The organism is Stackebrandtia nassauensis DSM 44728, assembly GCF_000024545.1.
Lineage (GTDB): Bacteria > Actinomycetota > Actinomycetes > Mycobacteriales > Micromonosporaceae > Stackebrandtia > Stackebrandtia nassauensis.
The window spans coordinates 479,715-494,793 of sequence record NC_013947.1 but is presented as its reverse complement, the minus strand read 5'-3'; the positions used below and the strand labels follow the sequence as shown (position 1 = coordinate 494,793).

The window sequence follows — 15,079 nt, the reverse complement described above, 5'->3', positions numbered from 1 at the left end:
ACACGTCCTCCCATCGGGATCGTGTATCCGGGTTACCCGCCCCGCCGGACGGTAAACGACGGTGCCGTGTGAGGCCGGATTCACCCCTCGGGCCGCTGTCTATGATCGGTCCGTGACCGACGGCGACCTGTTTCGGCTGTGGCGGATCCGTCGGGATGAGGCGGTGTGGCGGCAGGACGGTCACGTCGTCGTCGCCGACCCGGCCCTGGTGCGGCGGGTGCTGACCGACCCGGCGGGTTTCGCCCCCGCCAACGCGCTGGACGCGGTGACGCCGATTCCGGCCACGGCGCTGCGGATCCTGGCCTCGCACGGGTTCCGGCTGCCGGTGACGCTGGCCAACAACGGCACCGACTCGCACCCGGGGCTGCGTCAGATCGTCGCCGACGCCATGACCCCGCGGCGGGTGGAGGCGTTGCGGCCGTGGCTGACCGGGGTGGTGCGCCGACGGGTCAGCGGCGTGGTCCACGAGCTGCGCGACGGGCGTTCGGTCGATTTGTACCAGCGGCTCGCCGCCGATATCCCGCTGTTGGTGCTGGCCCGGCTCGTCGAGCTGCCCGTGGACGACGTGTCGGTGGTGAAGCTGTTCTCCCGCAGCGCTTTGGAGCTGTTCTGGGCGCGGCCGGACACCGCCCGGCAGCGGGAGCTGGCCACCGTGGTCGGCGAACACCACCGGTGGCTGCGCGAGGTGGCGCGCACCGGCCCCGGGCTGGTGGCGCGGCTGCGGGAGCACTGCGACCGCGAGGGCCTGGGCGAGGATCACGTGGTGGCGGCGTTGTTCTTCCTGGTGGTCGCCGGGCAGGAGACGACCTCGCAGTTCCTGACGCTGCTGCTGGCCCGGCTCGCCGCCGAACCGCGAGTGCGGGAGGACCTGGTCGCGGGCGTTGTCAGCGCCGAGTCGGTGGTCGAGGAGGGGCTGCGGCTGGTGCCGCCGATCGTCAGCTGGCGGCGGACGGCCACCGTCGACGCCGACCTGGGCGGGTGCGGGGTTCGCGCCGGGGACAGCGTGCTGTTGTGGCTGGCCGAGGCGGGACGGCGGGTGGCCGCCGACGGTGACGCCTTCGCGCCCGGTCAGCGCGGTTCCCGGCGGCATCTGGCCTTCGGTGCCGGGGCGCACCGGTGCACTGGTGCCCAGCTGGCCCGCATGGAGGCCCAGGTGGTGCTGGCCGAGTCGGCGCCGCTGCTGCGCGGCACCAGGGTGGAGGCGGAGCCGCGGTGTCCGGCGAACCTGTCGTTCCGGATGCCGGACCGGCTGGTGGTGCGGCGGGTTCAGGAGGGCTGGATCCAGCCGGAGGCGCGGGCCCGGAACTCCTCGGGCGACAGGCTTCCGGCGCCCTCGGGGATGATCCCGGCCAGGCCGTAGGACATGTCGGACAGGTCGATCTGGTTGGCCTGCTCGACCGGCCCGGGCACCCGGGGCCAGGAGCCGATGATCACCGACGACAGGATTCCCCGCGACCGCAGTGCCTCCAGCGTCAGCGCGGTGTGGTTGATCGAGCCGAGCCCGGCGCGGACCACCACGACGGCCGGGGCGTTCAATTGCTGGCACAACTCGGCCATCGTCCAGCTGTAGGTGCCCATCGGGACGAGCAGTCCACCGGCGCCCTCGATGAGGATCAGGTCCTTGTCGAGGGCCGCGACGAATTCGACCACTTCGGCCAGTGGCAGCTGCGGCAGGCCCCGGTGACGGGCGGCGGCGTAGGGCGACATCGGGTCGGGGAACCGGGCCAGCGTCGCGACCTGGTCGGGTTCGGCCAGTCTCTCGATCGTCGCCGCGTCATCGTCGTCGCCGGTCTGCACCGGTTTCACCACCGCGACCGTCTTGCCCGCCGCCCGGGCCACGACCGCCAGCGCGGCGGTGGCGATGGTCTTGCCGACTCCGGTGTCGGTGCCGGTGACGATCACCGGCCCGGTCGAGGACAGAATCACGGTCGCTCCCTTTCGATCACATCGATGGCGTTGTTGAAGTCCGCGACGGGGATCCCGGCGTTGACGGTGAGCCGCAACCGGGAGGATCCGTCTGGTGTGGATGGTGGCCGGAAGCAGCCGACCGCCACCCCGGCCTCGGCGCAGCGTCGCGCCCATTCCAGTGCCGCGTGCGGGTCGGACGCGGGTACCGACACCACGCCCGCCGCCGGGGCCGCGACGCCGAGCCGCTCGGCGGCGGCGCTCGCCCGACGGCTCACCTCGGCGCGCAGTTCGTCGTCGGCGGCGGCCAGTTCCAGTGCCGCCAGTGCCCCGGCGGCGACGGCGGGCGGCGGCGCGGTGTCGAAGATGAAGGTGCGGCCGGTGTCGACGAGGTGGCGGCGCAGTTCGGCCGGTCCGGCGACCACGCCGCCCGCCGACCCCAGGGCCTTGGACAGGGTCGCGGTGATGACGAGGTCGGACGCGGCTTTCAGTCCGGACGCGGCGGAGGCTCCGGCGCCGCCGGGCCCCAGCACGCCGACGGCGTGTGCCTCGTCCACCAGCAGGATCGCGCCGTGCGCGCGGCACACCCGGTGCAGTTCCGCGAGTGGAGCCAGGTCACCGTCCACGGAGTACACCGACTCCACCACGACCACGGATCGTCGGTTATGCCCGGCGAGGATGCGGTCGAGTGCGTCGATGTCGTTGTGCGGCATGGTGACCAGCCGGGCGCCCGCCAACTGGCAGCCGTCGATGAGCGAGGCGTGGGCGTGCGCGTCGCGCACCAGCATCGTGGACGCGTCGCACAGCGCCCGGATGGCGCCGAGGTTGGCCAGGTAGCCCGACGAGTACACAAGGGCCGCACCGCCGAGCAGTTCCCCGAGCCGGTTCTCGAGCGCGACGTGGGCGTCGGTGGTGCCGCGCACCAGCCGGGAACCGCCCGCGCCCAGGCCATACTCGGCCAGCGCCTCGGCGGCGGCAGCCGTCACCGTCGGGTGCCGGGCCAGTCCGAGATAGTCGTTCCCGGCCAGGTCGATGAGCGGATCGTCCGCCGCGCGCACCCGAAGCGTGCGGTCGAGACCGGCGTTTCGCCGCAGTCTCGCCTTGTTATCCAGGGTGGACTGCCAGATCACCGGTACACCTCGTCGAGCGCCCCGGCCAACGCGTCCACGAGCATGTCAACCTGTGTGTCTTCCAAACCCAAGGGGGGCATAAGGATCACGGTATCCCCAAGTGGGCGGATCCACACTCCTCTGTTTCGGGCGAATCGGCACACCCTTACGCCGGTGCGTTCGCCGCGCGGGCGGACCTCGACGCCGGTCATGGTTCCCAGCCGCCGGATCTCGACGACGCCGGGGTGCTCGGCCAGCGGCGCCAGCCGGGCCCCGAGCCGGTCGCCGAGCCGAGCGGCCCGGTCCACCAGGTTCGTCTCGGCCATCAGCCGCAGGTTGGCCAGCGCGGCGGCCGCGGCCAGCGGGCTGCCGGTGTAGGTGTGGCCGTGGAAGAAGGTGCGGGCCCGCGCCGGGGCGCCGAGGAAGGCGTCGTAGACGGCCTGGGTGGTCAGCACCGCCGACAGCGGCAGGTAGCCGCCGGTGATCCCCTTGGCGGTGACCAGCAGGTCGGGGACGACGTCGGCGTGCTGGCTGGCCCACATGCGACCGGTCCGGCCCACCCCGGTGGCGACCTCGTCGCAGATCAAAAGGACGCCGTGCGCGTCGGTCAGTTCGCGGGCGGCCCGCAGGAAGTCGGGATGGTGGGTGAGCATTCCGGCGGCGCCCTGCACCAACGGCTCGACGATGAGGGCGCACACCTGGTCGCCGTGTTCGGCGAGCAGTCGCTTCAGTTCCTCGATGGACTCGGCGGCGCGTTCGGCGGCGGACTGGCCCGGCCGCCGCACGCCGGGCGAGCCCAGTTCCAGGGTCTTCAGCAACAGTGGCCGGTAGGTGTCGTGGAACAGTTCGACACCGCCGACGCTCACCGCCCCGAGCGTGTCGCCGTGGTATGCCTGCGACAGCCGGATGAACTGCGGCCGGGGCCCGTTGGTCTGGGTCGAGTACTGGTAGGCCATCTTCAGGGCCACCTCGACGGCGGACGAACCGTCCCCGGCGTAGAACACCTTGGACAGTTCCCGGTCACCGCGCGGCGCGACGGCCAGCAGCCGCTCGGCCAGTTCGATCCCCACCGGATGGGTGGCACCCAGGAAGGTCGCGTGGTCGAGCCGGTCGAGCTGGTCCCGGATCGCGGCGTCGATGCGGGGTTCCCGGTGCCCGAAGGTGGTGACCCACAACGAGGACACCCCGTCGAGGTAGCGATTGCCGTCCACGTCGTACAGCCAGGGACCCTCGGCGCGGTCCACGACGGTGGGTTCGTCGTCCAGCCAGAGGCTGTGCTGCGTGAACGGGTGCCATACCGCCGCGGCGTCCCGACGTCGCCAACGCTCGGACTCGGTTTCTCCCATGGCGCTCCCTCTTAGAGATTTCCTACAGTTATTGTTGGAGGATACGTTAACGCGTATTCAGGCGACCTCGGAAGGTGGGCACGCGGCCGTGACGGCAATGAAGGCGACACTGGAATCGTTGGTACACAAAGGTTTGGAGGGTGAAACTCCGACGCGCGACGAGATCGGTTCGGTGCTGTCGAGCCCGGACGAGGCCCTGCTGGACGTGGTCGCCGCCGCCGGACAGTTGCGGCGCCGCTACTTCGGCGATCGGGTGAAGCTCAACTATCTCGTGAACCTCAAAAGTGGACTGTGCCCCGAGGACTGTGGCTACTGCTCGCAGCGGCTGGGCTCCCAGGCCGACGTCCTGAAGTACACCTGGCTGAAACCCGGCGAGGCCGCGTCGGCCGCGCAGGCCGGAGTCAGCGGCGGCGCCAAACGGGTGTGCCTGGTGGCCAGCGGCCGCGGCCCCACCGACCGCGACCTGGAACGGGTCGGCGACATCATCTCCGCGATCCGCGAGCAGAACCCGCAGGTGGAGGTGTGCGCGTGCCTGGGGCTGCTGGGCGACGGCCAGGCCGAGCGACTGTCCGAACTGGGCGTCGACGCCTACAACCACAACCTGAACACCAGCGAGGACCAGTACGCGGGGATCTGCTCCACACACGACTACGCCGACCGGGTCGACACCGTCGGCCAGGCCAAGGCGGCGAAACTGTCGGCCTGCTCGGGTCTCATCGCGGGGATGGGCGAGACCGACGACGACCTCATGGACGTGCTGTTCGCGTTGCGCGACATCGGATCCGAATCGGTCCCGGTGAACTTCCTGATCCCGTTCGACGGGACGCCGCTGGCCGGTACCTGGGAACTGACGCCCCGGCGCTGCCTGCGCATCCTCGCCGCCGCCCGGTTCGTCCACCCCGACGTGGAGGTGCGGCTGGCGGGCGGACGCGAGATCCACCTGCGCGGCCTGCAACCGCTGGCCCTGCACATCGTCAACTCGATCTTCCTCGGCGACTACCTGACTTCCGAAGGGGCGGAGGGAAAGACCGACCTGGAGATGATCGCCGACGCGGGTTTCCGGGTCGAGGGCGCCGACGAGCCCACCATGCCCGCCGATCGCGTCGACCTGGTGAACGCCCGCAAGCGCGGCCCCGGAACCGATCGCGCCCCCAACGCCTGAGGCGGGTCGGGGGCGCGGCGGTCACGGCGTCTCGGGCAACCGGGCCAGGGCGCGTCCCATATGGAGGAACCGTGCCCGGCCGTGTTCGTCGGCGCCGACGAAGGCGCGCGGCTGGTGGACGCCCCGTTGCGGTTGCGCGGTGACGAGTGTGTCGCCGTCGTACGGCAGCAGCTGGAACCGTTGCGGTGGAACCGCGATGCCGTCGGCACCCGTGTACACCAGCTCGGCCCACACGTCCTCGTCGTCGTCCTGGCTGACGGTGACGGTCATCAGCGCGTTGCCGTAACTGCCGAGGTAGCGACTGGCGTCGATGCGTCCCGAGCCCGGGACCGGCAACGCGGGCGGTTCGACGTCGGCGAGTTCGCGCAGCGTCTCGCCGAACAGTTCCTCGAACATCGCCGCGACCTCGCCACCGTTGGTGAGCAACACGACCGCGAGGTCCCGTTCGGGTACGAACCGCAGGAACGCGTGCTGGCCGATGGTGTCGCCGTTGTGGCCGCACACGGTGACACCGTCCACAAGGGTGAGCCGCAGGCCCAGCCCCCACGCGTCCTCGTTGCCCCACAGGACGGGCAACCGCACCTGCTCGGTCCGCATGGCCCGGATCGACTCACCGCCCAGCACGCCGTCGTCCGACATGAGTGCCCGCGCGAAGGTCAGCAGGTCGCGGGCGCTCATCGTCAGCGCCGAGCCCGCGGGCGCGAGACTGCGGGGCAGGGCCCACACCCCGGCGGGCTGCGGTGGCTGGTCGGGGTCCGGCTGGAAGTGCCCGACGGCGGCCCGGTGCAGGATGGCCTCGGCCGCGTCGACGGCGGCGTGGGTGAGTTCCAGCGGCTGGATGAGGTCCTCGCGCAGGCACTGGAGGTATGGCTTGCCGCGCAGGGTTTCCACGAGCAGGCCGAGCACGCAGTATCCGGCGTTGTTGTAGGAGAACAGTTCGCCCGGTTCGAAGACCTGCGGCGCGTCGTGGAGCAGGTCGACGAACTTGGCGAGGCTGTCGTCGCCGGGGCCGGTGTCGGTGAAGATGTCGCCCTCGAATCCGGCGGTGTGGCTCAGCAGCTGCCGGGTGGTGATGCTCGCGGCGGCCGATTCCTCGGCCAGCCGGAACTTCGGCAGATAGCTGCGCACGGGCGCGTCGAGGTCGAGTTCGCCCGCCTCCACCAACCGCATCACCAGCGCGGCCGTCCAGACCTTGGTGATGGAACCGATCTGGAACACCGCATCGGGGGTCACCTCGACACCGGTGCGGGTGTTGAGGACACCCGCACCGCGTTCGGTGAACTCCCCTTTGGAGTAGACGCCGAGGACCGCACCGGGTGTCGAGCACTCGGCGATCAGTTCGGTGAGCCTGGCGCCGAGGCGGTCCGCCAGTGTGTCGAGTTCAGACATTGATGATCCTCTCAAGACTGTCGGATCCTACTCGGAAACGTCGAACGGGGAACCGAACACGGCCTCAGCGATCTGGTAGAAGGCCAGGTACCAGTTCCAGTCGCCGTTGACGTGCGTGGCCAGGACGGTCTCGCCGTCGGGAGTGCCCAGCGCCAGGCAGGCGGTGCCGCCGGTCATCCCGGACATGACGTGCAGCTGTCGGCCGTCGGCCAGCCGCCACTGCGACACCCCGAGACCGTAACGGGCGTTGGGGAGCCAGTTCGCGGTGGCGACGGTCGTCCACATAGCGCGATGCTGGTCGGTGGGCAGCAGCGAGCCGGTGATGAGCGCCTCGGCGACGGTGAGCAGGTCGCCGGTGGTCGACACGACGCAACCGGCGGCGCCCTCGAAGTAGGTCCGCTCGGTGATGTCGAGCGGATCGCCGGCCGGTTCCTCCAGAAGCGACTGGTAGTTCTCGGCGGTGAGAATGTCGGGGTCGACGTCGTCCCTGATGAACAGTCCCTTCGAGTAGGCCTTGCAGTGCTGGCCCCGGAACCGCGACTCGGAAAGGTCCTGTGTGTACGTGTCGGGCAGTCCGAGCGGTTGGATGACGGTCCGGTCGATCTCCTGCTGGTAACTGCGCCCGGTGGCCTTCTCGATGACCGCCCCGGCGATCTGGAAGCCGCCGTTGGCGTACGAGAAGCCCTCGCCGGGCGCGAACACCGCCGGAATGTCCAGCTGCACCCGGATCAGTTCGTCCACTGTCCAGACGTGGTAACGGTTCTCGGCGAACCCGGACCGGGTGTGGTAGCGGCGCACGATCTCGGGGCTCAGGCCGGTCGTACCCAGGCCGCTGGTGTTGGACAGCAGCTGCCGGAGGGTCATCCTGGTGCCGTCGTTGCCGTTGCCTCGGATCACTCCCGGCAACCAGGTGTCCACAGTGTCGTCGAGGTTCAGCACTCCCTCTGCTTCCAGCGTCAGCAGCGCGGTGGCCGTGAACGCCTTGCCGATGCTGCCGACCTGGAACCGGTCCTTCGGGTCGCGGCGGCGTCCTGTCTCCAGGTCGGCGACCCCGGCCGAACCGAACCAGGTGCCGTCGCCGTCCTTGAGGTGGGCGACGGCGCTGGGGGCGCTGCCGTCGGCCACCACCCGGTCCAGTGCCGCCTGGATCCTGTCGTATCTGTCGTCCGCCATGTTCGATGCCTTCCTCAAGCGGGGTGATCGCGTCGGATTCACCCTGCCCGGGCGCACTGACCGGGCTCTGAAAGACGGCTGACAGCGGTTGTCAGAACGTGCCGACGCGGCGCAGCGCCTCGTCCCGTGGCAGCTCCGCGCCCCGTTGGAACGCCGCCGCGTAGCCGTCGGCGCCGAGCCGTGCGACGAGTGCGTCCGTCAGTGCCCGCAACTCCGGGTCGCCGCGATCCAGGACGCCGCGGATGACCTGGCTCATCCCCAGTGCGACCGCGGCCCCCTCCGGGTCGCCGTCCCGGAAACGCAGCCGGGCCAACAGTTCGGCGGCTGGGGCCGCCAGGTCCCGGGCGAGGGTTCCGGTCGCGGCCACCACGGGCAGTGTCTCCGCCGCCTTCGCGTCACCGGTGTCGAGCCGGAGTGCCATCCGGACCGGCGCGATGACGGCTGCGGCGGTCTGCTCGGCCCCGGCCAGGCCCCGCACCAGCGTCTCCAGCTCGGCGAGCAGCGCATCGGCGCGATCCGCCTCCCCCGCGCGGCGGTGCAGGTCGGCCAGGCCCACCAGCGGCTCGATCCGCAGCTGCGGCTGCCCGCGCTCGATCGCCTGCCGCAGCGCGACGTCCAGCTCCCGCCGGGCCCCGTCGGCGTCCCCGGCCCGCGACCGCTGCGCGCCCAGCCGGGACCGGTACGAGATCTCCTCCGCCGAACTGATCTCGGCCGCCAGCACCACACACCGCTGAAGAGCCGCGATCGCCTCGTCGTGCTCGCCCCGCAGTGCGTGGTCCTGCGCGACCCTGCCGAGGATGAACGCCAGCCCGACCCGGTCGCCCGCAGTCTCGTACTGGCGCAACGCCCGCAGCCGCAGTGCCGCCGCGCCCGCCCAGTCGCCCTGGTCGGCGCGGAACACCGACCGCGCCCAGGCCGCGATGCCCGCCGACCACGGCTGCGAACGTTCCTCGGCGCCGCGCAGCAGCCGCTCGGCCAGCTCGACCTGCCCCATGAAGTAGGCCATCGGTGCCGTCAGGAACAGCAACGTCGGATACCGTTCCAGCGCACCGGTACTCACACAGTCCTCAATAGCCGATCGCAGCCGCTCGGGATCGGCGGCCGACGTGTCGTCGGTGAGCATCCATGACAGGGCCAGCGCCGCCCGGCTGTGATCGGGAAGCGCCTCCCCGAAGTCGAGCACCTCGGCGACGAACCCGTCCGACCTGGCGTCGAAACGCATGGTGTGCCAGTACCACTGCACCGCCCCGACCAGCCGCGCCGCCACGTCCGCGACACGTCCGTCGATGGCCGCTCGCAGCGCCGCCACCAGGTTGTCGTACTCGGTGTCGAACCAGCGCAACGCGTCGAGCTGTTCGGCCAACCGCAACCGGGGCTCCTGCTCCTCGGCCACCGCCGCGAAGTACCGCGTGAACCGGGCACCGAAGCCCTCGGCGTCATCCAGCCGCTCGCCCGCGAACGAGCGAATCGTCTCCAGCATCCGGTACCGCTGCCCGTCCCAGTGCACCAGCGACTTCTCCACCAGCGACCCGAGAACATAGACGACCTCCCCGACCGGCACCGTCTCGTCGGAGGCCACCTCCTCGAGCGCGGCGACCGTCGCGCCGCCCGGAAAGATCGACAACCGCGCGGCCAGCAGCTGCTCCGGCCCGGTCAGCAACTCCCAGCTCCACTCCACCACCCCGGCCAGCGTCCGATGCCGTGGCAACGCTGTCCGGCTTCCCGACGCGAGCAGCCGGAACCGGTCGTCCAGCCGACTCACGATCTCGGTGAGGGGCATCGCCCGCAACCGAGCCGCCGCCAGCTCCAGCGCCAACGGCAGTCCGTCCAGCCTGCGGCAGATGTCGACGACCGGTCCCGCCGTCGTCTCGTCCAACGCGAACCCCGGCCGCACCGCCCGCGCCCGTTCCACGAACAACCGCACCGCCGCCGACTCCGCCGCCATCGCGACCCCGCTGGGCAAGCCCAGCGGCTCCAAGCGGCACAACGCTTCCCCCGTGATCGCCAGCGGCTCCCGGCTGGTGGCCAGGATCGTCAACAGCGGCAACCGTTCCAGCAGCGCCCCGGCGAAGTCGGCGGCATCGGCCACCACATGCTCGCAGTTGTCCAGCACCAGCACCGCCGCCTCGGGACCAATCAACTCCACGAGCTGATCCAGCCCCTTGCCCCCGCCCGGCCGCACCCGCTCGGCACCCAGCACCCCCAGCACCGCGCCACCGACGTCCCCCGCCGCCCCGGCCAACGGCACGAACCACACCCGCCCCCGCTCGTGCGCGTCGAGCCGTCCCGCCGCCTCGACCGCCAACCGCGTCTTGCCCACACCGCCGGGCCCCACCACCGTCACCAGCCGAGCCTCGGCCAGCGCCCCCGCCAACGTCGCCAACTCCGCGTCCCGGCCCCCGAAACTCGTCAGCTGCGCGGGCAACCGCCCCGGCACCGGCTTCGGCCGCTCCAGCAACGGTTCCAGCTCGCCGCGCAACATCGCCACGTGCACCCGCCGCAACTCGGCCCCGGGATCCACCCCGAACCGCTCCCCCAACTCCGCCCGCACCCGCTCGTACGCGGCCAAGGCCTCCGACTGCTGCCCCACCTCGTACAGCGCCCGGATCCGCAACGCCGCCAACCGCTCCCGCACCGGGTGCTCCGCTACCGCGCCCGCCAGCTCTCCCAACACGTCCCCGTGCCGCCCCAACCGCAACGCGGCCTCGAACCGATCCTCCACGGCCCGCAGCCGCGCCTCCGCCAACCGCCCCGCCGCCGCCCGCACGAACCCCACATCCGCCAAATCCCCCAACGCCGGGCCACGCCACAACCCCAAGGCCGCGTCCACACTCACCAAAGCCGCCGCGACCTCCCCTGCCCCCAACTCCCGCCGCCCCCGCGCGGCCAACTCCTCGAACCGCTCCGCGTCCACCGCCGCCGCCAACCGATACCCGCCACCCACCAGCTCCACCGCCGAGGCCCCCACCACCTTGCGCAACCGCGAAACCAACGCCTGCAAGGTATTCACAGCGTCTGAGAGCCGCTCCCCGCCCCACAGCTCCTCGATCAGCACCTCAGCGGTCACCACCCGCCCCCGGGCCAGTGCCAACCGCGCCAGCAGCAACCGCACCCGCCCGGCCGAGACCTCGACCGGCACCCCGCCGACGCAGACCCGCACGGGCCCCAGCACCGCCACCCGAATCCCGTCGACATCATTCACGCCCCCATTAAAACCGCTCGGGGCCGCACCATGAAGACGTCGGGCCGATGATCATCCCCGCAACCGCGACAACGCACCCCACACCCGCTCCCCCTCAGCGGCATCCTCGTGAACCTCACTGAGCTCCAAGGCCCGACGCAAACAACTCTCGGCCCGCTCCCGGTGTCCAAGGCGAGCCAACGCCTCACCCAAGGTGGCCACGAGCTCCATCTCCACCCGAGCCCGCAGCCCACCGATGAGCTCCAACGCCCGCTCAGCCGGTTCCAGAACCCGCTCCGCCCGCTCACCCAACAGATGCGCCCGAGCCGCCTGCGCCAAACAGTTGGCATCGACCAGCGGACGGCCCCGCGCCTTGAGGATCGCGGCGACCTCATGCCCCACCGTCGCATCCTGCGTCCAACCGTTGCGGCTCAACAGCTCCACTGCCTCTTCCCGTAAAGCGATCGACTCGTCATAACGCTGAAGCCCACTCGCTAGGTTCGTACCGGCTTCGACGAAGACGGCGACGGCGTCATCGACGAGGAATACACCAGCTAACCCCCCGCTCCCGGCACGGAGGGCCGCCCCAGGGCGGCCCTCCAACGTTTGTGTGGAGCACAAAGTTGTCAGAACGGTCCCGGTGATCCGTCGGTCAACCCGGTTGTGGTGCGCGATTTGCCGTCCGCGGGACACGTCAGATCGTCGGCAGGCGTGGTCTGGTCGATCAGGTAGGACTCCACCGCCTTGTTCACGCAGTCCGAATCGCCCGCGAATCCATACAAGCCATGACCGTAACCCTCATAGGTGACCAAGGACGCGCCGCTTTGCCGGGCCGCGGTTGTCGACCATGGGTATGGCGTCGAGGGGTCATGCCGAGAGCCGACCATCAGCATCGAGGGCGCGTCATCGATCTCCAACGGCCGTTGCGGATTGGTGGTTTCCCCGGGGTATCCGACGCAGCTGAGCAGATTGCGGTTGTAGGGCGACGATTCCACATTGGGATGGCGTTCGGCGACATCGGCGTTGAGCGACCGCCAGTCCTCGAAGTCCTTGACCTGGTAATCCCAGTCCTGGCACCAGATCGGCTGGAAGGGTTCATTGACTTCCTCGGGTTCGGCCAACTTCTCAGTCGCTGAAGGCTTGTGATCCCGCAGCGCCTTCAACTGGTCGTCGAGCTTGTCCCACATTTCGGGGTTGTTGGCCGCGAAGGCGATGAGCGACAGGGCCTCGAAGTCGATCGGGTCACCGGTCTTGGGGTCGGTCAGCTCCCCGGCCTTGGCGGATTCGCGCAGCTTGGCGTAGACATCGCGGGTGCCATCGCCATTCAGGGCGCAGTCCTTCGTCGTGTCACACCAGTCGGCGAACGCGACGAAGTTCTCTTCGAACGCGGCCGTGCCGGTTTCCATGTACTCGCCGGGGGTCGCGAGGCTGTGATCCATGTTCGAGTCCAGGACCATCGTGCGGATCCGGTCGCCGTACTTTTCGGCGTACTGCTGCCCCATCAAGGTGCCGTACGAATAACCCAGGAAATTCAGCTTCTCCTCCCCCAGGGCGGACCGGATGGCGTCCATGTCCTCGACCACACTGAGATTGTCGACGTGGTCGAACAGCGGCCCGGTGCGCTCACGGCAGTCCTCGGCCAGCCGCCGGTTCACGTCCGCGACCTTGTCGAACTCGTCCTGATTGGTGGGCATGGCCATCTTGTTCGCTTCCTCGGCCAACGCGGCGTCGCACTTGATCGGTGTGCTCTTGTTGACGCCGCGCGGGTCGAATCCCACGACGTCGAAGCGTTTGGCCACCTCTTCACCGACGATGGGAAGACCGCTGGCGACCTTGTCGACGCCCGATCCACCGGGGCCGCCGGGATTCATCAATATCGACCCAATCCGCGACTCCGGCTCGGTCGCCGGTTGCATCGCCAGGGCGATGTCGATCTCCTCCCCATCGGGATTCGACCAGTCCAAGGGCACTGTGATCGACGCGCACTTAACCTTCTCGTCGTCCGGGCAAGGCTTCCAATCGACACTGCCACGGCCGTCCTCGGCATTGGCCGTCACCGATACGACGGTCACGGCCGACGCGACCACGACCGCGACAGCCGCGGCCCACAGGTAGCGGGATCTCACATCAACATCCTTTCGGGGTGAGTACATTCATGCTTTCACTAGTTAACTAGTGAAAGCATGAAACGACCATACCGCCCTTCCCCAAGAAGACGCAACCGCCGCCCACAACGCGGCGACCTCCCGGAACACCAGGAAGCCGCCACTTTAGACACGGAAATGATGAGCCCCGCAACTTCAACCGAGCATGGAATGAACGTTGCGACAGGCCAGACTTTTGGTGGGCCCCCCGGGGCTCGAACCCGGAACCTACGGATTAAAAGTACCTTCCTCAAAGGACAATTGATGTTAGACAGTAGCACTGTGTACCGTTCTATCCCGACAACCGCCAACTTCGAAGCCCGGCGATACCATCCAGTACCACCAAATGCCAGACCCTCTCAGAACCACTGAGCAACTACCGAGCAACCGCTGTCAGCGTGGAAGTCCTGTGTAATTGCCCCTCCGGGCCCTGAGGAAAGCCATGCCGATATGCAGCGAGGAACCCCGCGGCATGTCGGCATTTTGGCGGCGTTACCGCTCGTGCAGACCTGTATCTATCCACTATGGTTTTTGTAAGATTGGATTGGCCGGTGCTTGCGGTGTGTGGCAGTCTCCTGTTCGGTGGCTCCTCGGTGGCCGACCGCCGTTTTGTGGATGTGTCCGGTGAAGGATGAGCAAAGGCCGAGCATTGCGTAGATGCCGCCATGCCGAGAAAGTTCGCTACGACCTTGTTCGTGGGATGCACGCTATTGAACTGCTGTGAATCTGTCGCTTGGCGTCTTCGCCGTGGGGCGGCAACATTGAGCGATGTATGACATCCCTGAGTCCGAGCGCCAACGTATCCGCGGTGCACAAGCCGGTCCGTTCGTACCATTGGTGGACTGGGAAGCCAATCCGTTTGCCGATCCTCCCCGCAGCCAGCCATACGATGCTGAGCTTCCTTTGAGGGGCTTTGCTTCGGAGAAGGCTCTGGCGGACAGGGTTCTCGCCAGGCTGGAGCCGTGGTTTGTCATCGACAGAGAAGTTCGCGGCACGCATTGCTGCGGCAAGCATCTGCGTGTGGATGCGATGCTGCGTCCACGAAATGCTCAAGTGTGGGCCGATCCGGACGTTGCTTTTGGCGTCGAGTTCAAGCAACCACCTCTGCAAGCTGGGGAAAACGCGTACACCAAGTGGCTTGCACAAGCCGTTGACTACACACACGTCGATTGGGACAACTACGGCCACCGGTTGATCTTCACGTGCCCTGGCGCTGCGGCATGGCTCGACACCGCCCCGGCGCCTAACCCACATGCAGACCCCAATCGGCGCCGCGACGTCCACATCGCTAAGCGCCTTGCTGGGCAACTCAACCTCGGAGAACTCGTCTTGCGTTGGAGTAGCGGCCTGACGTTCCTTCTCAACGGAGAAAACATCTGGAGTGAACGCTTCGACGTCAGCAACGGCCGCAGCTGGAAACTCCGCCGCAAGATCGGATCACGATAGAAGCCTCAGTGGACGCAAACTCCCGTGGGCACCAACGGTGCTGGCTTAGATCAGCGAGGCAACGGACAGCCCACGAACCCCGCTGATCTGGTATTCTAGGGGCCGCCGCAACATATAACACTACGCCTAAGTCAAACATATAGAAGCAAGAATAGATAAGCGCACAGATACATCAACGATTCTTAGATAAGACATTCGCATCTTACCGTCTTCGAACTCTCTCC

General features: G+C 68.8%; 11 protein-coding genes. 3 read left to right on the top strand and 8 right to left on the bottom strand.

Annotation, left to right across the window (positions count from 1 at the left end; translation table 11 throughout):
• Positions 1–127 precede the first annotated feature (127 nt).
• Entirely contained in the window at positions 128–1,360 is a 1,233-nt protein-coding gene (locus SNAS_RS02350) for a cytochrome P450 (RefSeq protein ID WP_425281033.1), read from the top strand.
• Here the strand turns inward: SNAS_RS02350 and bioD are convergent.
• The 3 genes from bioD to bioA are packed head-to-tail and all read right to left on the bottom strand — an operon-like array spanning position 1,267 to position 4,360.
• Positions 1,267–1,926: a dethiobiotin synthase gene (bioD, locus tag SNAS_RS02345; RefSeq protein ID WP_013015758.1), complete on the bottom strand. Its 660-nt coding sequence runs from the start codon at positions 1,924–1,926 to the stop codon at positions 1,267–1,269. The genes SNAS_RS02350 and bioD overlap by 94 nt on opposite strands.
• Positions 1,923–3,035 carry an 8-amino-7-oxononanoate synthase gene (locus tag SNAS_RS02340; protein ID WP_013015757.1) on the bottom strand — a complete coding sequence of 371 codons (1,113 nt, stop codon included), beginning with the start codon at positions 3,033–3,035 and terminating at the stop codon, positions 1,923–1,925. The genes bioD and SNAS_RS02340 overlap by 4 nt, the downstream gene beginning before the upstream one ends.
• Positions 3,032–4,360, bottom strand: a complete 1,329-nt coding sequence (bioA, locus tag SNAS_RS02335) for an adenosylmethionine--8-amino-7-oxononanoate transaminase (RefSeq protein WP_013015756.1) — start codon at positions 4,358–4,360, stop codon at positions 3,032–3,034. Before bioA ends, SNAS_RS02340 begins: the two co-directional genes overlap by 4 nt.
• Positions 4,361–4,457: 97 nt before the next feature.
• On the opposite strand from bioA, the gene bioB reads away from it, so the two are divergent.
• Positions 4,458–5,522 (top strand): biotin synthase BioB, encoded by a 1,065-nt coding sequence (bioB, locus tag SNAS_RS02330; protein WP_013015755.1) that lies wholly within the window; start codon positions 4,458–4,460, stop codon positions 5,520–5,522.
• 21 nt (positions 5,523–5,543) lie between these two features.
• Here bioB and SNAS_RS02325 read toward each other — a convergent pair whose 3' ends face one another.
• The 5 genes from SNAS_RS02325 to SNAS_RS02305 form a co-directional block, all read right to left on the bottom strand.
• Positions 5,544–6,911: a serine hydrolase domain-containing protein gene (locus tag SNAS_RS02325; protein WP_013015754.1), complete on the bottom strand. Its 1,368-nt coding sequence runs from the start codon at positions 6,909–6,911 to the stop codon at positions 5,544–5,546.
• A 27-nt stretch (positions 6,912–6,938) separates the two neighbouring features.
• On the bottom strand, positions 6,939–8,084 hold the full coding sequence (locus SNAS_RS02320; RefSeq protein WP_013015753.1) for a serine hydrolase domain-containing protein: 1,146 nt from the start codon (positions 8,082–8,084) through the stop codon (positions 6,939–6,941).
• A 91-nt stretch (positions 8,085–8,175) separates the two neighbouring features.
• The gene (locus SNAS_RS02315) at positions 8,176–11,286 is read right to left on the bottom strand and encodes an AfsR/SARP family transcriptional regulator (protein WP_211207310.1); all 3,111 of its coding nucleotides are present in this window, start codon (positions 11,284–11,286) and stop codon (positions 8,176–8,178) included.
• 51 nt (positions 11,287–11,337) lie between these two features.
• Positions 11,338–11,709, bottom strand: coding sequence for a hypothetical protein (locus tag SNAS_RS02310; RefSeq protein WP_144300372.1), 372 nt, complete (start codon positions 11,707–11,709; stop codon positions 11,338–11,340).
• Between the two features lie 182 nt (positions 11,710–11,891).
• Positions 11,892–13,391, bottom strand: coding sequence for an alpha/beta hydrolase (locus SNAS_RS02305; RefSeq protein ID WP_013015750.1), 1,500 nt, complete (start codon positions 13,389–13,391; stop codon positions 11,892–11,894).
• Between the two features lie 786 nt (positions 13,392–14,177).
• Between SNAS_RS02305 and SNAS_RS34950 the strand changes: the two genes are divergently transcribed.
• Entirely contained in the window at positions 14,178–14,855 is a 678-nt protein-coding gene (locus SNAS_RS34950; protein WP_013015749.1) for a hypothetical protein, read from the top strand.
• Positions 14,856–15,079: the final 224 nt, after the last annotated feature.